Origin of the sequence: Neorhizobium sp. S3-V5DH (assembly GCF_004343065.1) — a bacterium.
Classification (GTDB): Bacteria; Pseudomonadota; Alphaproteobacteria; order Rhizobiales; family Rhizobiaceae; genus Neorhizobium; species Neorhizobium huautlense.
This window is the reverse complement of sequence record NZ_SMCL01000001.1, coordinates 435,273-450,565: the sequence shown is the minus strand read 5'-3', so window position 1 is coordinate 450,565 and position 15,293 is coordinate 435,273. Positions and strand designations below refer to the sequence as shown.

At 59.1% G+C, this 15,293-nt stretch carries 15 protein-coding genes; 6 read left to right on the top strand and 9 right to left on the bottom strand.

Going from position 1 to position 15,293, the window contains the following annotated elements; translation table 11 throughout:
* Positions 1–9 precede the first annotated feature (9 nt).
* Positions 10–963, top strand: coding sequence for a sugar-binding transcriptional regulator (locus EDE09_RS02210; protein WP_105374612.1), 954 nt, complete (start codon positions 10–12; stop codon positions 961–963).
* Positions 964–1,028: 65 nt separating this feature from the next.
* Here the strand turns inward: EDE09_RS02210 and EDE09_RS02205 are convergent, their stop codons facing one another.
* Entirely contained in the window at positions 1,029–1,886 is an 858-nt protein-coding gene (locus EDE09_RS02205) for a sigma-70 family RNA polymerase sigma factor (RefSeq protein ID WP_132408908.1), read from the bottom strand.
* Complete coding sequence (locus EDE09_RS02200; protein ID WP_132408619.1) at positions 1,886–2,353, bottom strand: carboxymuconolactone decarboxylase family protein; 468 nt, start codon at positions 2,351–2,353, stop codon at positions 1,886–1,888. Before EDE09_RS02200 ends, EDE09_RS02205 begins: the two co-directional genes overlap by 1 nt.
* 213 nt (positions 2,354–2,566) lie before the next feature.
* Between EDE09_RS02200 and EDE09_RS02195 the strand changes: the two genes are divergently transcribed.
* From EDE09_RS02195 to EDE09_RS02185, 3 genes are read left to right on the top strand one after another with little or no spacing between them, the layout of a single operon-like run.
* Positions 2,567–3,814 carry an FAD-binding oxidoreductase gene (locus EDE09_RS02195; RefSeq protein WP_132408617.1) on the top strand — a complete coding sequence of 416 codons (1,248 nt, stop codon included), beginning with the start codon at positions 2,567–2,569 and terminating at the stop codon, positions 3,812–3,814.
* 33 nt (positions 3,815–3,847) lie between these two features.
* Positions 3,848–5,206 (top strand): glutamine synthetase family protein, encoded by a 1,359-nt coding sequence (locus EDE09_RS02190; protein WP_132408615.1) that lies wholly within the window; start codon positions 3,848–3,850, stop codon positions 5,204–5,206.
* 1 nt (position 5,207) lies between these two features.
* Positions 5,208–6,506, top strand: a complete 1,299-nt coding sequence (locus tag EDE09_RS02185; RefSeq protein ID WP_165924094.1) for an FAD-binding oxidoreductase — start codon at positions 5,208–5,210, stop codon at positions 6,504–6,506.
* Positions 6,507–6,516: 10 nt separating this feature from the next.
* Here the strand turns inward: EDE09_RS02185 and EDE09_RS02180 are convergent, their stop codons facing one another.
* The 4 genes from EDE09_RS02180 to rirA all read right to left on the bottom strand — a co-directional run bounded on the left by EDE09_RS02180 (position 6,517) and on the right by rirA (position 9,629).
* Complete coding sequence (locus EDE09_RS02180) at positions 6,517–7,170, bottom strand: TetR/AcrR family transcriptional regulator (protein WP_105374617.1); 654 nt, start codon at positions 7,168–7,170, stop codon at positions 6,517–6,519.
* A gap of 198 nt (positions 7,171–7,368) precedes the next feature.
* A complete protein-coding gene (locus EDE09_RS02175; protein ID WP_105374618.1) occupies positions 7,369–7,893 on the bottom strand; it encodes a gluconokinase in 525 nt (174 codons plus the stop codon).
* Between the two features lie 77 nt (positions 7,894–7,970).
* Positions 7,971–9,002 carry an AbrB family transcriptional regulator gene (locus tag EDE09_RS02170; protein ID WP_132408613.1) on the bottom strand — a complete coding sequence of 344 codons (1,032 nt, stop codon included), beginning with the start codon at positions 9,000–9,002 and terminating at the stop codon, positions 7,971–7,973.
* A 159-nt stretch (positions 9,003–9,161) separates the two neighbouring features.
* Positions 9,162–9,629, bottom strand: coding sequence for an iron-responsive transcriptional regulator RirA (gene rirA / locus EDE09_RS02165; RefSeq protein WP_105374620.1), 468 nt, complete (start codon positions 9,627–9,629; stop codon positions 9,162–9,164).
* Between the two features lie 217 nt (positions 9,630–9,846).
* Between rirA and EDE09_RS02160 the strand changes: the two genes are divergently transcribed.
* Complete coding sequence (locus EDE09_RS02160; protein ID WP_245423013.1) at positions 9,847–10,845, top strand: Fe(3+) ABC transporter substrate-binding protein; 999 nt, start codon at positions 9,847–9,849, stop codon at positions 10,843–10,845.
* A 116-nt stretch (positions 10,846–10,961) separates the two neighbouring features.
* On the top strand, positions 10,962–11,255 hold the full coding sequence (locus EDE09_RS02155; protein ID WP_105374622.1) for a hypothetical protein: 294 nt from the start codon (positions 10,962–10,964) through the stop codon (positions 11,253–11,255).
* Between the two features lie 213 nt (positions 11,256–11,468).
* Here the strand turns inward: EDE09_RS02155 and EDE09_RS02150 are convergent, their stop codons facing one another.
* From EDE09_RS02150 to EDE09_RS02140, 3 genes are all read right to left on the bottom strand, one after another.
* Positions 11,469–12,533, bottom strand: a complete 1,065-nt coding sequence (locus EDE09_RS02150; protein WP_132408611.1) for a M48 family metallopeptidase — start codon at positions 12,531–12,533, stop codon at positions 11,469–11,471.
* Complete coding sequence (locus tag EDE09_RS02145) at positions 12,523–13,608, bottom strand: YjgN family protein (protein WP_132408609.1); 1,086 nt, start codon at positions 13,606–13,608, stop codon at positions 12,523–12,525. The genes EDE09_RS02150 and EDE09_RS02145 overlap by 11 nt, the downstream gene beginning before the upstream one ends.
* Positions 13,609–13,770: 162 nt before the next feature.
* Positions 13,771–15,267: a CoA-acylating methylmalonate-semialdehyde dehydrogenase gene (locus EDE09_RS02140; RefSeq protein WP_105374625.1), complete on the bottom strand. Its 1,497-nt coding sequence runs from the start codon at positions 15,265–15,267 to the stop codon at positions 13,771–13,773.
* Positions 15,268–15,293 lie beyond the last annotated feature (26 nt).

The window sequence follows — 15,293 nt, the reverse complement described above, 5'->3', positions numbered from 1 at the left end:
GGAACGGCCATGAGTCGCTTAAACGAACTTCGCCTGATCTCACGAGTTGCTCAGATGTATCACATCGAGGGACGTCGGCAGGCGGATATCGCGCAGCATCTTCGCCTCTCGCAGGCAACCGTTTCCCGCATGCTGAAGCGGGCCGAGGCGGAGGATATCGTGCGCACGAGCGTCATCCCCCCCGTCGGAACCTATGCGGACCTTGAGAAGGCGCTTCGGGAGCGGTTCGGTGTCCCTGAAGCAGTCGTCGTGGAATGCTCGGAAGATCGCGACGGAGCGATCATGGCACGGATCGGCGAAGCGGCCGCCCATCTTCTCGAAGTGACGCTTGCGCCCGGCGAGATCATCGGCGTCTCGAGCTGGAGCCAGACCATTTTCAAGATGGTCGAGAACATCCATCCCCAGAAAAGTGCACAGGCCAAATATGTCGTTCAGACACTGGGCGGCATGGGCGATCCCTCCGTGCAGACGCATGCCACTCAGCTCACGACGCGCCTGGCACGCCTCACCGGCGCGGAACCGAAACTGCTTCCGGTACAAGGGGTGACGTCATCGAGGGAAGCGAAACTTCTGATGATGGCCGATCCATTCGTCCGGGAAACAATCGACCTTTTCAGCAGCATTTCACTGGCAATCGTCGGTATCGGAGCGGTCGAACCCTCCGAATTGCTGGCTCGCTCCGGCAACATCTTCTCGTCCCGGGAGCTTGCCGACTTGGCCGATGCAGGAGCGGTGGGGGACATATCGCTCCGGTTCTTCGACAAGGAAGGAAAGGCGGTCAAAACGCCGCTCGACGAGCGGGTGATCGGGCTTCCGCTTGAGGAGCTTGCGAAAGTTGAACGAGTGATCGCGCTCGCGGGTGGCATGAAGAAAACGGTAGCCATCGCCGGAGCGCTCCGAACCGGCGTCATCGACATGCTTGTAACGGACAAGTTCACCGCTCAGCGGCTGATCGAACTTTAGCGTCGCGTCGTACCAAGCGCGCGATTAACGGGCGGCTATTCGAAGCCGCCCGCCGCATGGGATCGCTAATGCAGATGCCTCAGCTTGTCGGGGTTCCGCACCACATAGATGGCCATGATTTTTCCGTCTTCGATGTCGAGTGCAGTCGTCTGAAGTTCGCCATCCGCTTCGAGTGTGACAAAACCAGGCAATCCGTTGACGAAACCGGCACGGACGAACTGCGAGCCGTTTTTCTGAAATTCGCCTGCAAGATAGACGTGCACTTTCATGACGGCTTCGAAGCCGAAGATCGGCTCCATGGCCGCAGGACGTTTTCCGCCGCCATCCGCATGGATACTGACATCGGCCGCCAGCATCGCACCAAGCGCCTTCATATCGCCGCTGCGCGATGCCGCGTAGAAGGCTTCAGCGAGCTCTACGCCGCGCTGCTTGTCCACCTGAAAGCGGGTTCTCGCCTCGCGAACGTGGGTGCGCGCCCGGGCAGCGAGCTGACGGCAGGCGGCTGAGTCGCGTTCGATGGTCGTGGCGACTTCCTCAAATCCCAGTCCAAAGACGTCGTGCAGCAGGAAAGCCGCCCGCTCGAGGGGCGACAAGCGTTCCAGTGCAAGCATCAGCGGCAAGGTGACGTCCTCCTGTTCTTCCTCTTCCACCACGGGGTCGGGAAGCCAGGGACCGACATAGGTTTCGCGCTGGCGCCGCGCCGACTTCAATTGATCGAGGCAGAGCCGTGTCACTGTGCGGCGGAGGAACGCTTCCGGCTCCAGCACCGTTTTGCGGTCGGCCTTCATCCAGCGGATAAAGGCCTCCTGCACCATATCTTCTGCGTCGGTTACCGATCCGAGCATGCGATAGGCGACGCGCAGGAGCTTCGGACGCAGCGGATCGAAACTCGCCGCTGCGTCTTCCTGGTGGAAGCCGGTCATCATGCCGCCGCCTGGGCAGTCTTCGCGGCTGCCGGACCGGCCCAGAGGCCGAAGCCGACGGCGAGACGATTCCAGCCGTTGATGACATTGATCATCAGTGTAAGCTTCACCTGTTCCTCCTCCGTGAACTGGGCCTTGAGGGCTTCTCGCGCGCTTTCATGCGTGTGGCCTTCCGACAATCGGGTCAAGGCTTCGGTCCAACCTAGCGCGGCGCGTTCGCGATCGGAATAGCAAGGAGCTTCGCGCCAGGCGGACAACAGATAGATGCGCTGCTCGGTTTCGCCCTTAGCCCGCGCTTCCGCCGTGTGCATGTTTATGCAGTTGGCGCAGCCGTTGATCTGCGATGCGCGGATCTTCACGAGTTCGATGACGTTCCACTCAAGGCTCGAGTCAACGTCGACAGAAAGGCCCATCCACTTCTTCATCAGCGAGGGAGCGGCAGTGAAAGGATCAAGTTTGGCACTCATGGTTCGTTTCCTTCTGTTGGTTACAGCACCATGACGAGACAGGATTTGCCGATGTGACATTGCTTGAAATTTATTTGACCAGGCTCCTCTCACTTCACTGCATGCCGCGACAAAAATCCCTGCGCACAGCTTCATTTTTCATTTGCGCCGCAGCATCCTGGGCGGCATGTTCGAAACTTCGAACTATAAAGAAATGGGAATGGAAATCAGATCATGACAGCGGATGCGATCGTGCTCGGAGCCGGCATCATCGGCGTTTCGACAGCGCTGCAACTGGCCCGGCGGGGCAAATCGGTAGTACTCGTCGACCGGAAAGAACCGGGCATGGAAACCTCCTATGGCAATGCCGGTCTGATCCAGCGCGAAGGCGTGGTGCCTTACGGCTTTCCGCAGCAATTCGGCCTGATCCTGCGCTATGCACTAAATAATCGCATCGACGCTCATTATCACTGGCGGGCAATTCCTTCGGTCACCTCATTCCTGGCGAAATACTGGTGGCATTCCAACTTGACCCGTCATCAGCTCATTGCGCGCGCCTATGCGCCGCTGATCGAACATTCGATCTCGACCCACAACGAACTGATCGAGGAAGCCGGCGCCGAGGCCCTGATTGCCAAAGACGGCTGGACCGAGGTTTTCCGCAGCAATGCCAAACAGGACGCAGAGTTCAGGGAAGCCGAACGCCTGGCCGGCGAATACGGCGTCTCTTTCAAGAGATTGACGCCTGCCGACCTCGCCGCTCAGGAACCACATCTCTCCAATGATTTCGTCGGCGGCCTGAAATGGGAGGATCCGTGGTCGGTCAGGGATCCATTGGCCCTTACACGCGCCTATATCGCTCTCTTCGAAAAGCTGGGCGGCCGTGTTTTGAAAGGCGATGCAAAGAGCCTGTCGCAGACCAGGACGGGCTGGCAGGTGGTCGCCGGTGACGGGATCGTAGAGGCCAAGGACGTGGTTGTTGCCCTGGGGCCCTGGTCGGATACGGTAACAAAACCGCTCGGCTACAATTTCCTGGTCGGCGTCAAGCGCGGCTACCATATGCATTATGGGACGACGGGGAACGCGAAGCTCAACGGCTGGACCATGGACGCTGAGCGCGGTTATTTCCTCGCCCCTATGAACCAGGGCATCCGGCTGACCACCGGCGCGGAATTTGCCCGCCGGGACGCACCGAAGACTCCGGTGCAATTGGAGCGGGCGGAAGCCGTCGCCCGGACGATCTTCCCCCTCAGCGAGCGGCTCGACAAGGAGCCGTGGATGGGCGCACGTCCGTGCACGCCGGACATGATGCCGGTGCTCGGCAAGGCGCCGCGCCATGATGGCCTTTGGTTCGCCTTCGGGCACGCGCATCATGGCCTGACGCTTGGACCGGTAACGGGCCAAGTGATCGCCGAAGCCATTACCGGGCAGAAGACGCTCATCGATATCTCCGCCTACGGCCCCGAACGCTTCAACGCCTAGCTCAAATGGAGAGACTGGGCTATCTGGTGTTCCATGGATGATATCAGTTCCGCGCAGATCTTCTTCGAGGGCAATCCCGATATCGAGGTTCTCGAAGCCTTCGTCATCGATGTAAACGGCGTGCCGCGGGGAAAGTGGATCCCGAGGGAGCGCGCATTGGACGTGCTTGCCAAGGGCATGGCCATGCCACGCTCTGTCTATGCCCTCGACGTCTGGGGCCGCGACGTCAACGCCGCAGGCCTTGCGGAAGGCACCGGCGATCCGGATGGCATCTGCCTCCCCATTCCCGGAACGCTGTCCCGGGTCACCTGGCTTAATCGTCCGACTGCGCAGGTATTGCTTGGTATGCGAGACACCGATGGCGCCGGATTTTATGCCGATCCGCGCCAGGTGCTTGCCAATGTCGTCGCAGGATTTTCAAAGCTTGGCCTGACGCCGGTCGTGGCGACGGAGCTTGAATTCTACCTGATCGACCCGGTGCGCTCGGCGCTCGACCCCGTCCGCCCACCGAATTCGCGCGAGGGGCGATGGCACACGGGCCAGACACAGGTGCTGTCGATCTCCGAACTGCAGGATTTCGAAGATGTCTTTCACGGGATCGCCAGCGCGGCGCGCGCACAGGGTATTCCCGCCGACACCACGCTGCGCGAAAACGGGCCGGGTCAGTACGAGATCAATCTCAACCACGTGCCGGACGCCCTGAAGGCCGCCGACTATGCCGTACTCCTGAAGCGTATCGTGAAGGGTGTCGCACGCGCCAACGACCTTGACGCGACCTTCATGGCCAAACCCTATGGCAGCCAGGCCGGCAGCGGCATGCATGTGCACTTTTCGCTGGTCGACGAAGCCGGACGCAATGTGTATGCCGGCGAAGACGGGCCCTCGGAAATGCTTTTCCACTCCGTCGGCGGGCTTCTTGAGAATATGGGCGAGAGCATGGGGGTCTTTGCGCCGCATGCCAATTCCTATCGCCGCCTTCGGCCGAGCGAACATGCTCCTACCTATGCCTCATGGGGTTTCGACAACCGCTCGGCGGCGGTGCGTGTCATCACCGCCTCGAAGCCCGCCACCCGCATCGAACACCGCGTCGCAGGCGCCGACAGCAATCCATATCTGGTGCTGGCGATGATCCTTAACGCAGCGCTCTCGGGCATCAAGGAGAAGCGTAACCCGGGCGGAGCAATCACCGGTGACGACCACGCCGTCAGCCATGAGCCGCTTCCAACCAACTGGGACTATGCGCTGCAACAATTCGCCCGGTCTACATTTGCCTATGCGACGCTCGGGCCGAAATACCGCGCGCTCTACACGGCCTGCAAACAGCAGGAACTTGCGGAGTTTGCCACGCGGGTGACCGACGTCGAATACGATGCCTACATCCGGACGGTGTGAGATGGTTTTAAGAGCAAGCGACAACCCACGCCACGTTAATTCCTGGTACGCCGCGTCCGCCAAGGATAAAAAGGTCCGCCCTGCCCTCGATGGCGAAACCTCGGCGGATGTTTGCGTGATCGGCGCGGGCTTCACGGGTATTTCTGCGGCACTGGAGCTTGCCGAACGCGGCTACTCTGTCGTCGTGCTGGAAGCCGAGCGCATCGGCTTCGGAGCATCCGGACGAAATGGCGGCCAGATCGTCAATGGCTACAGCCGCGATCTTGAAACGATTGCCGGGCGATATGGCCGGGAGAAAGCCGTAGAACTTGGAAAGATGTCGCTCGAAGGAGGCGAGATCATCCGGGCGCGCGTCGCCAGATATGCGATCGATTGCGATCTCGTCCATGGCGGTTTTTTTGCCGCCTTTACGGATAAACAGATCCGCGAGATGGAGGCTCAGAAGAACCATTGGGAAAGGCACGGGCACACCGGGCTGGAGATGGTCGCCAAACGGGATATAGGGAAATACGTGAAGACGGACCGCTATGCCGGCGGCATGATCGACATGCTTGGAGGCCATATACATCCGCTCAATCTCGTACTCGGAGAGGCTGCCGCCGTGGAAAACCTCGGAGGGCGCATCTTCGAAGGTTCGCGTGTCGTCGGCCTGGAGCTTGGCGAAAGGCCCGTGGTCCGTACGGCCAAAGGCTCCGTAAAGGCGTCCTACGTCCTCGTCTGCGGTAATGCTTATCTTGCGCCACTGCTGCCTGAAATTCACGGCCGGATGATGCCGGTCTCCAGCCAGGTCATGACGACGGAGCCCCTCGATCAGGCGCTCATCGAGAGCCTGCTGCCGTCCAATTATTGCGTCGAGGATGCCAATTATATCCTCGACTATTATCGCCGTACCTCCGACAACCGGTTGCTCTATGGCGGCGGCATCGGCTATGGCGGACACGATCCGAAGGATCTGACGGGAATAATCCGCCCGAACATGCTGAAGACATTCCCACAGTTGAAAGACGTCCACATCGATTATGCATGGAGCGGCAATTTCGCGCTGACGTTAACGCGCATTCCGCATATGGGCCGGCTTTCCGACAAGGTCTACTTTTCCCATGGTGACAGCGGCCATGGCGTGACGACCACGCATCTGCTCGGAAAGATTCTCGGTGAGGCCGTCGCGGGGCATGCCGAACGCTTCGATGTCTGGGCTTCGTTGCCGAACCTGCCATTCCCCGGTGGCAAGACTTTTCGGGTGCCGCTGACCGTTCTTGGTGCATGGTGGTACGGGTTGAGGGACAGGCTCGGATTGTAAGGCCGCGATCTCAGAAACTCGGATAGTTTCCTTTCATGAACTGCCCGAGCTGGATTTTTGCCGAAGCCTTGAAATTCTCGATTATGCCTTCCGCCTCCTGCTCTGGAACCAGCAGTGCCAGGCGCACGGCGCTGGCAGCAAGGTGAAACATCATAAACACCAGGCGGACATACCGCTCCCGCAGGTTGTCCGGGACGAACGCTCCTGTCGCATCCGCAAAAATCCGACTATGCACGCGCGACTCTGCGATATCCATATCCGCAAGCGCCTTGTCGGCCTGGATCGCGTTGATCAGATCCTGGACCGGCGGGTTGTTTCTGACGTTCGCGTAATAGAGGTCGATCAGCTTGTCGATAGCGCCGAATGCATCCTGTTCGGTCTGCAGGTCCGCAACGCATTCGTTGACGAAACCGAGAACCTCTTCCGCATACTTCTCATAAAGCATCGCGATGATTGCGGACTTATTCGGGAAGTACTGATAAACCGAGGCGATCGGACCACCGGAGAGCGCCGCAATCTCTTTCATGGTTACCGCATCGATGCCTTTCCGGCCGATCAGTTCCATGGATACCTTCAAGATTTCGTCGATACGCTCGCGGCTTCTTTCCTGTTTCGGTATCCGGCGAAGGGTGCCCCGCCCTGGCCCTTGCGTCGAATCTGGCATTCGCGAACCGTCTCCCCTCGCGGTGCATCTGGCGGCGCTGGTTTCGACGCGCCCGAATGCACCTACATAAATCTTGTCGTTTTATACGATGGGTGGAGATATCCGGATCAAGCTAATTAGATTTTTTTACAATACTTTACCGAAACTTCGCCGAAAAACGCAAGATGGCCATCAGATAACGAGCTCTTGGGCATTTGCTTACCGCCACTGCTCAACGAGCGCCGTCACAGCTCCGTCCACGATCGTTTCCAGGCTGGCATCGATATCCACGGTGACGACACCTTCCTCGTTCACCGGACTCTCCAAGGTCGCAAGCTGGCTGTGCAACAAGGAAACCGGCATGAAGTGTCCCTTTCTCTCGCCCATTCGCTTTTCCAGCACGTCCACCGCGCCGGCAAGGAAAACGAAATTGAGCGATCCGCCGCTCGCCTCACGCAAACGTTCGCGATAGACCTTTTTCAGTGCCGAGCAGGTCACCACGACGCTTTCGCCGCGCGCCCGAGCCGCAGCCAGTTCGCCTCCGACGAGATCCAGCCATGGCCAACGGTCCTCGTCGGTCAGCGGAATGCCTTTCGCCATCTTCTCTACATTCGCGTCAGGATGCAGGCGGTCCCCCTCGACAAAGGCGCAGCCGAGCCGTTGGGCAAGCAGTTGTGCGACCGAGGTCTTGCCCGCCCCGCTGACCCCCATGACGATGATTGCTCGAGGAGACTGTTGATGCATGTCAATGCTCACGTCGATGTTTCCTTTCCCGATTGTCTATCGCAATATCTGTTCAAACATGGGTTTCACAAGCTTGCTCAGCGCCGGCGTGCATCTTTGCCGAGGACCAATGGCATCAGTACGGAAAGAACCATCAGCCGCAACACATGATGAGCACCGACATAGGTTGGATCGGCGTGCAGCATGACAGCCATTGCCGCCATGGTCTCGAGGCCGCCGGGCGCAAAAGCTATCAACGCCGCCGCAAGCGGGATTCCGGTCACATGGGAGACACCAAAAGCAATCGCCGCGGCCAATGCCATCACCAAGACCGTCACCACGGCCCCTGCGATAAACGCCGTGCGGATCGCACCGAGCGACACGCCACTAAAACGGGTGCCAATCATCGATCCGAGAATGACATAGGTCGGAATGAGTAACCAATTGGGGACGCCGCCTGCAACCACGCCGGTTACATGCGTGCCAATCGAGACCGCAACACCGCCGAGAAGGAGCGCGGCGGGAAACTGCCAGCGCAGGAAAAGCAGGCCAACGACGATCGACACCCCGAGCGTCGCGAGGAGGACCGGCATGCTCATCGCCACTACCGGCACTGCCGGCTCCGTCGCTGCCAAGCCGAAAACCTCGACGATAAGCGGAGTGGTGATGGTAAGCGCCAATACCCGCACGCTTTGGGCAATACTGACGGTGCGCAGATCGCCTCGCGTTTCCGCGGCAAGGCTGAGAACGTAACTCAGATGGCCGGGGGACGAGGCCAAAAGCGCGGTGGTCCGGTCATAGCGAAATATCCGCTGCAGCATCCAGCAGCTGGCATAAAGCAAAAGGACAACTGAAATTGGAACCATGCCGAAGCTAAGCGGCCAGGTGCGCGCCGCCACGACCACATCCGGCGTCACGCTTGTTCCCATCGAAACGCCCACGACGACGAAGCAAATATTGCGAAGCTGGATCGGTACGCGGAGCGTCAATCCAAACAGTCCGGCAACGGTGATAACAACGGCGGGGCCGATCAGGTAAGGGGCGGGAAGTCCGACGACGATGGCTGCTGCGGCGCCGGCGGTTCCGAGCAGCGCAGTCAGCGCGTAAGCGCGCAGTTCCAGAAAAGGCATGGCTTGGTCCTGAAGGCGCCACAGGAAGAATGGCTCCAAAGCCGAAAACGCCTATCGTCCTTCTATTGCAAATGCAGGGAAGGTCAACCATCAGACATGACAAAAATCAAAAGGCGCCGTCGCTGCGGACGGCGCCCCTGAAAGCGTAGGCAATCGGATTCAGGCAGCCGGCGCTACGATTTTCGGCATATGCGTGTCGATACCGAGCAGGAAGTTGATCTGCGGGCGAGCCTTCACCAGATCGTCGATCGTGTAATCGGCAAGCACATCGAAGAAAGCATTGAGTGCCTTGCGAAGCGCCGAATTCAGACCGCAGCTATCGACGAGCGGGCATTCGGCGACGCCGTCTTCAAAACACTCAGCCATCGCGAAACTGTCTTCCGTTACCTTGACGACATCAAAGAGCGTGATGCGGTCAGCGCTGCGGCCAAGCCTCACACCGCCGTTACGGCCGCGCACTGTTTCGACCAAACCAGCCTTGTTGAGCGGCTGCAGGATCTTGAACAGGAAAAGTTCGGAAACTCCGTAAGCCCGAGCGATTTCGGGGATGCGGCTCAAACGGCCCTCATTGGCAGCGCAATACATCAGCATTCGTACTGCGTAGTTCGTCTGTTTGGTCAAACGCATGCTGGTCTCCCAAGACTCGTACATACTTATATAGAGGCTTCGCTAGTTTTGAACAATTCCAAAATAAGAAAATTGTGATCAAGTTTTCTGTCCGACCTTAAACTCCGCCATTGACGCGGGATTGAGAACATGAATGTTGGCGTCAACAAACAACCCAGGAGGACTTTTCATGCCTATCCGCAGCCCGCTTCGGCTCATTGCACTTCTAGGTGCCTCTATGCTTACGACGGCCTCGACGGCATGGGCCGATGGTGAGGTGAACATATACTCATATCGTCAGCCGGAATTGATCAAGCCGCTGCTCGACGAGTTCACCAAGGAAACCGGCATCAAGACCAATGTACTCTTCCTCGACAAAGGGCTTGTCGAGCGCATCCGTGCCGAAGGCGCCAACTCGCCGGCGGACGTGATCATGACGGTCGATATCGCCCGCTTGATGGAGGCCAAGGAAGGCGGCGTGACCCAGCCCGTTGGGGACAACCCAACCATCAGCAAGGATATTCCCGCCAATCTTCGCGATCCCGCCGGAGAATGGTTCGGGCTAACGACGCGCGGCCGCGTGGTCTATGCTTCGAAGGAGCGCGTCACCGATACGGCAATCACCTATGAGGGACTGGCCGATCCGAAATGGAAAGGCAAGATCTGCATTCGAGACGGCCAGCACTCCTACAATATCGGCCTGTTCGCCTCGATGGTCGCAGTTCATGGCGAAGCCTATACGGAAACATGGCTAAAAGCGTTGAAGAACAACCTCGCTCACAAGCCCAGCGGCGGCGACCGCGACCAGGCAAAGGCAATTCTCGCCGGTGAATGCGATATCGCGCTTGGCAATACCTACTATGTCGGCCTCATGCAGACGAACGAGAAGGAGCCGGAGCAGAAGAAGTGGGCGGAGGCGATCAAGATCATCTTCCCGAACGCTGCCGATCGCGGCACGCATGTCAACATTTCCGGCATGGCGCTTGCCAAGAACGCCCCGAACAAGGCCAACGCCGTGAAGCTGATGGAATTCCTGGCTTCCAGTGACGCCCAGAAGATCTATGCCGAGCAGGTGTTCGAATATCCGGTCATGCCGGGCGCCGAACCTTCCGACATCGTCAAAGCATTCGGGCCGATCAAGCCGGACACGCTCTCGCTTGCCGACATCGCCGCCAACCGCAAGAAGGCTTCCGAACTGGTCGACAAGGTCGCCTTCAACGAAGGTCCCGAGAGCTGAGTTAAACCGGATCTCGCCCTGGTGGCCCACAACAAAACAAAAGCCGGCTGCGACGCCGGCTTTTGGCATTATGGAGATAATGCGCCCGGAGACCCGCTGGTCAGGCTTCGCGTTCCGTGACAGAATATTCCATGCTGTCGCGCGACCTGCACATTGTCCTGATGATTCTCTATGAAGCGGGCGCTTCGCGCGTGCCGGCCTCGCAGGTTGCCTGGACGAGCGACATGGCACCCGCTTTAAATCGGGCGCTGAACATGCAGTATATCGTCCATCGCGAGGGCAGATCCGAACGGCTCTTTTCGCTGACGGAATCCGGCTATATCGCGATCGGGCGGCAGCCTCCGGCTTACATGTCGATCTCCCGCACGATGAGGGCGTTTTTCCGCATCGGCGGCGGTTCGACGGAATGAGCGATCCTGGAATTTAGCTTGCCATCGAAACGGCGAACCAAGCAGGTACTGCCAGTGCCGCCAGGATCACAAGCAAACTGATGCCCATCTTGGCCAAATATGCGCGGCGCGCGCGCCTTGCATCCCACTCGTATACCATGAACTCCCACTCCTACTCCGCGAGCTAAATTAGATCAGTCTTCACAGACGTCAACAGTCAGCCATGAAACACGGCTACCTTGCGCCAGACCGACTTTTTAGCTCTTGCGAATATTTGCGGATGTCCTGCTGGCGCTGCGGTGTGCCAGGATGGCTCGACAACATGCTCGTGTCGCCGTGATCGCCGAGTTTTTCCTCCAGAAGCGCAAAGAAGCGGGCGAGCGCCGCCGGATCGTAACCGGCAACATTCATGAGTTCTACCGATCGGCGGTCGGCTTCGGCTTCGGCCGAGCGTGAATAGGACAGCGCAACCAGGGCGCCTCCCTGGGTGAGGATGTCCTCGACGCCGGATCCGACGTCCCCGGCGATCAGCATGACAAGCGCCGCAACACCGGCAACGCGATAAAGCTGGCGAAGACTATGCTCTCCTTCCACATGGGCAATCTCGTGACCAAGGACGCCAAGGATCATCTCGCGATCGTCCCCGACCAGTTTCACCAGATCGTCGGTGAGAATGAGATTGCCGTCGGGAAGGGCGAAGGCGTTGGGACCGATCACCCCGCCATCGCGGAAATTCAGCGTATAGGCCTTTTTGCCGCCTTCCGAATGCGCGGCAAGTTTTCCGAACCCTTCGGAGATCGCCTGCCGCTCCGCTTCCGGCAATTGCGAGGGCTTGAGGACAGTTCGGTCGAGGGAGGAGAGCGTACCCGAACCGATCATCTCCGGCACGAAAGGCGGGGTTACGAGGATCGCGACTTCCACAAGTGCCGGCAAAGCGAACCGATAGATGGAGGCAGCCAGGACCACGACTGCGATGGTGATGGCGATCAGGCGCGGGTGAAACTCCTCCAGCCGATGAACAAACCCGCTGCGCGCACCCCGTTGAGAACGAAGATAGGCGTCGATGGCATCGTTTTCACGCGTTTCCAGCACCGAGCCGTCCGGAAAGGTCAAGCGCCGCGGAATCGTTCCCACTCTCGGGCTGATCTCCACTCGCTCCGGAACCGCCACTGCAAGAACCGCCCCCTCCCCTTCGGCAACCAGTCGACCATTCTCCACCCGCAGGACGGAGGGCGTCGCGTGGCTCGAATTGGCGGGATGCCATTCGCCTTTGGCTATGACGGCGGGATCAGAAGCCAAAATCAAACCCTTCCATGTCCATGTACTCGGCGCTAATCGCCGCACCTGCCGCCTCGATCGAAGACATGACCTGGCCTGGATCTCCGTGGATGCGGATGGCTGTGTGCTCGTTGACATACCTCGCCATACGCACCGCGGCCCAGGGCCTCATCAGCCCGAGCGTAAAGATCGTGACGACAACGTTGGAAATTGCAATCCAGGCAAAACGCCACCGGGAAAGATCGCTCAGCAGTTCGTGACGGTCATCCAGTTTCGCTGCCGACCAGGCCACATTGCGCACGCCTGCGCGATAAAAGAGGCCGGCAAGGCCGTAAAGAAGAAAGGCAAGGACAACGACCGGGAACGCCGCGAAGGCAAACATCCCGACAGTCTCCTCGCTCGATACGCCGTCCCCACCGGTGAGCGTCCCCGAAGCGACCGCGATGGATATGATTATGGCCGTAGACACAAACGCTCCAAAGAGGAACATCAGCGCCGGCAGGATCCAGACGCGATAGAGCGACCCCAGGGAGGGATCCGTCGAAAACGGCCGATCGCCATAGCGGAAATTGTTGAAAACATAGCGCCAGACCCAGCGGCTTGCCAACGGAGCCAGAATGCCAAGGGAAACGAAGGCCACGATGCTGCCGAGGATAACCGCCACGAAGGCACCACCTGCCGAACCCGCGAAATCAAAACGCACGTTGCGATAGCTCGTCACGCGGGCATTGAAGCGCAAGCCGCGCATGATCAGCCAAGGCAAGGCGAGGAGGATCAGAACGGTCGTGACAATAGAGAAAAGCGGGTTGATGGCGGAAAGCAGGTTGACCACGATCAGGAAGGCAAAGACGATCAGGCGTCCGATAAAAATCTGCTTGCCGGTCGCGTGATATTCGAAGGCCCGGCCAAGAATAACTGTATTGCCATTGAAATAGCGCTTACGTCGGACTTTGGCCCAGGCGGAATAGATGCCCAAGGTAATGATTGTCAGCAGGATGTTGACGATCCAGATGCCGAAATATTCGCTGGCATTGCCGGTGAAGGAAGCGCGCTCAAATTTTCCCGCCTCGACCGGAGGTTTTGCCTGAAATTCCATGAAACAATGTCCCCCATTGAACCCTTCAGATTCGGTTGACCGAATCCGGGAGCATCTTAAGGTCAAAGGTTGTCATTTCAACTACAGGTAAGGGCACCAATTCACATCAACGGAAACGGGCCTCCGAAGAGGCCCGTTCTATGTTTGAAGCTGACTTTTCGCCTATTTCATCGTCGGCATGACAAATTCGGCGCCGTCCTTGATGCCGGAGGGCCAGCGCGCGGTGATCGTCTTGGTCTTGGTCCAGAATTTGATCGAGTCCGTCCCGTGCTGATTGAGGTCTCCGAAGCTCGACGCCTTCCAGCCGCCGAAAGAGTGGTAGGCGAGCGGAACCGGAATGGGAACATTGATGCCGATCATGCCGATATTCACGCGGCTGGCAAAATCGCGGGCAGCATCGCCATCGCGGGTGTAGATGGCGACGCCGTTGCCATATTCGTGCTTCATCGGAAGGGAAAGCGCGTCCTCGTAGTTCTTGGCGCGAACGACCGACAGAACCGGCCCGAATATCTCCGTCTTGTAGATATCCATCTCCGGCGTCACATGGTCGAACAACGTGCCGCCCACGAAATAGCCGTTCTCATAGCCCTGCAGCTTGAAGCCGCGGCCATCCACGACGAGCTTGGCACCTTCTTCGACTCCGCGGTCAATCAGACCATTGATGCGGGCATGCGCCTCCTTGGTGACGACCGGACCCATGTCCGCCTTGTCGTCGGTATAAGGGCCGATACGCAGCGACTCGATCTTGGGCGCCAGTTTCTCGACCAGAAGGTTGGCCGTTTCCTCGCCAACTGGCACGGCAACGGAAATCGCCATGCAGCGCTCGCCGGCCGAACCATAACCCGCACCCATCAGCGCATTGACCGCCTGGTCCATGTCGGCGTCCGGCATGATGATCATGTGATTCTTGGCGCCGCCGAAGCACTGGGCGCGCTTGCCGTTCATCGCCGCCGTTCCATAGACGTAACGCGCGATTGGCGTAGAGCCCACAAAGGTAACGGCGCCGATATCCGGGTCAGTCAGGATTGCGTCGACGGCCGCCTTGTCACCGTTGACGACGTTGAGGATGCCGGCAGGAAGGCCTGCCTCGATCATCAGTTCGGCAAGCCGCAGCGGCACCGAGGGGTCGCGTTCGGACGGTTTCAGAATGAAAGCATTGCCGCAGGCAATCGCCGGGGCGAACATCCACATCGGGATCATGGCCGGAAAGTTGAACGGCGTGATGCCGGCGCCGATACCGACGGGCTGGCGCATCGAGTACATGTCGATCGCGGGGCCGGCGCCTTCGGTGAATTCCCCCTTCTGCAGATGCGGAATGCCGCAGACGAATTCGCAGACTTCAAGACCGCGCACGATATCGCCCTTGGAGTCTTCAACCGTCTTGCCATGTTCCTGGGAGAGCAGTTCGGCAAGCTCGTCCATGTGCTTGTTCAGCAGCTCCACGAATTTGAAGAAGACGCGGGCGCGACGCTGTGGATTGGTCGCCGCCCATTTCGGCTGCGCTGCCTTCGCATTCTCGACGGCTGCGCGAATTTCCGAAACGCTGGCGAGAGAAACCTTCGCCTGGACCTCGCCGGTCGCCGGGTTGAAAACGCCCGCAGTCCGGCCACTGGTGCCAGCGACGTGCTCTCCGCCTATGAAATGCCCGATCTCACGCATGGGATGCTCCCCCTACTGTTTCTGAA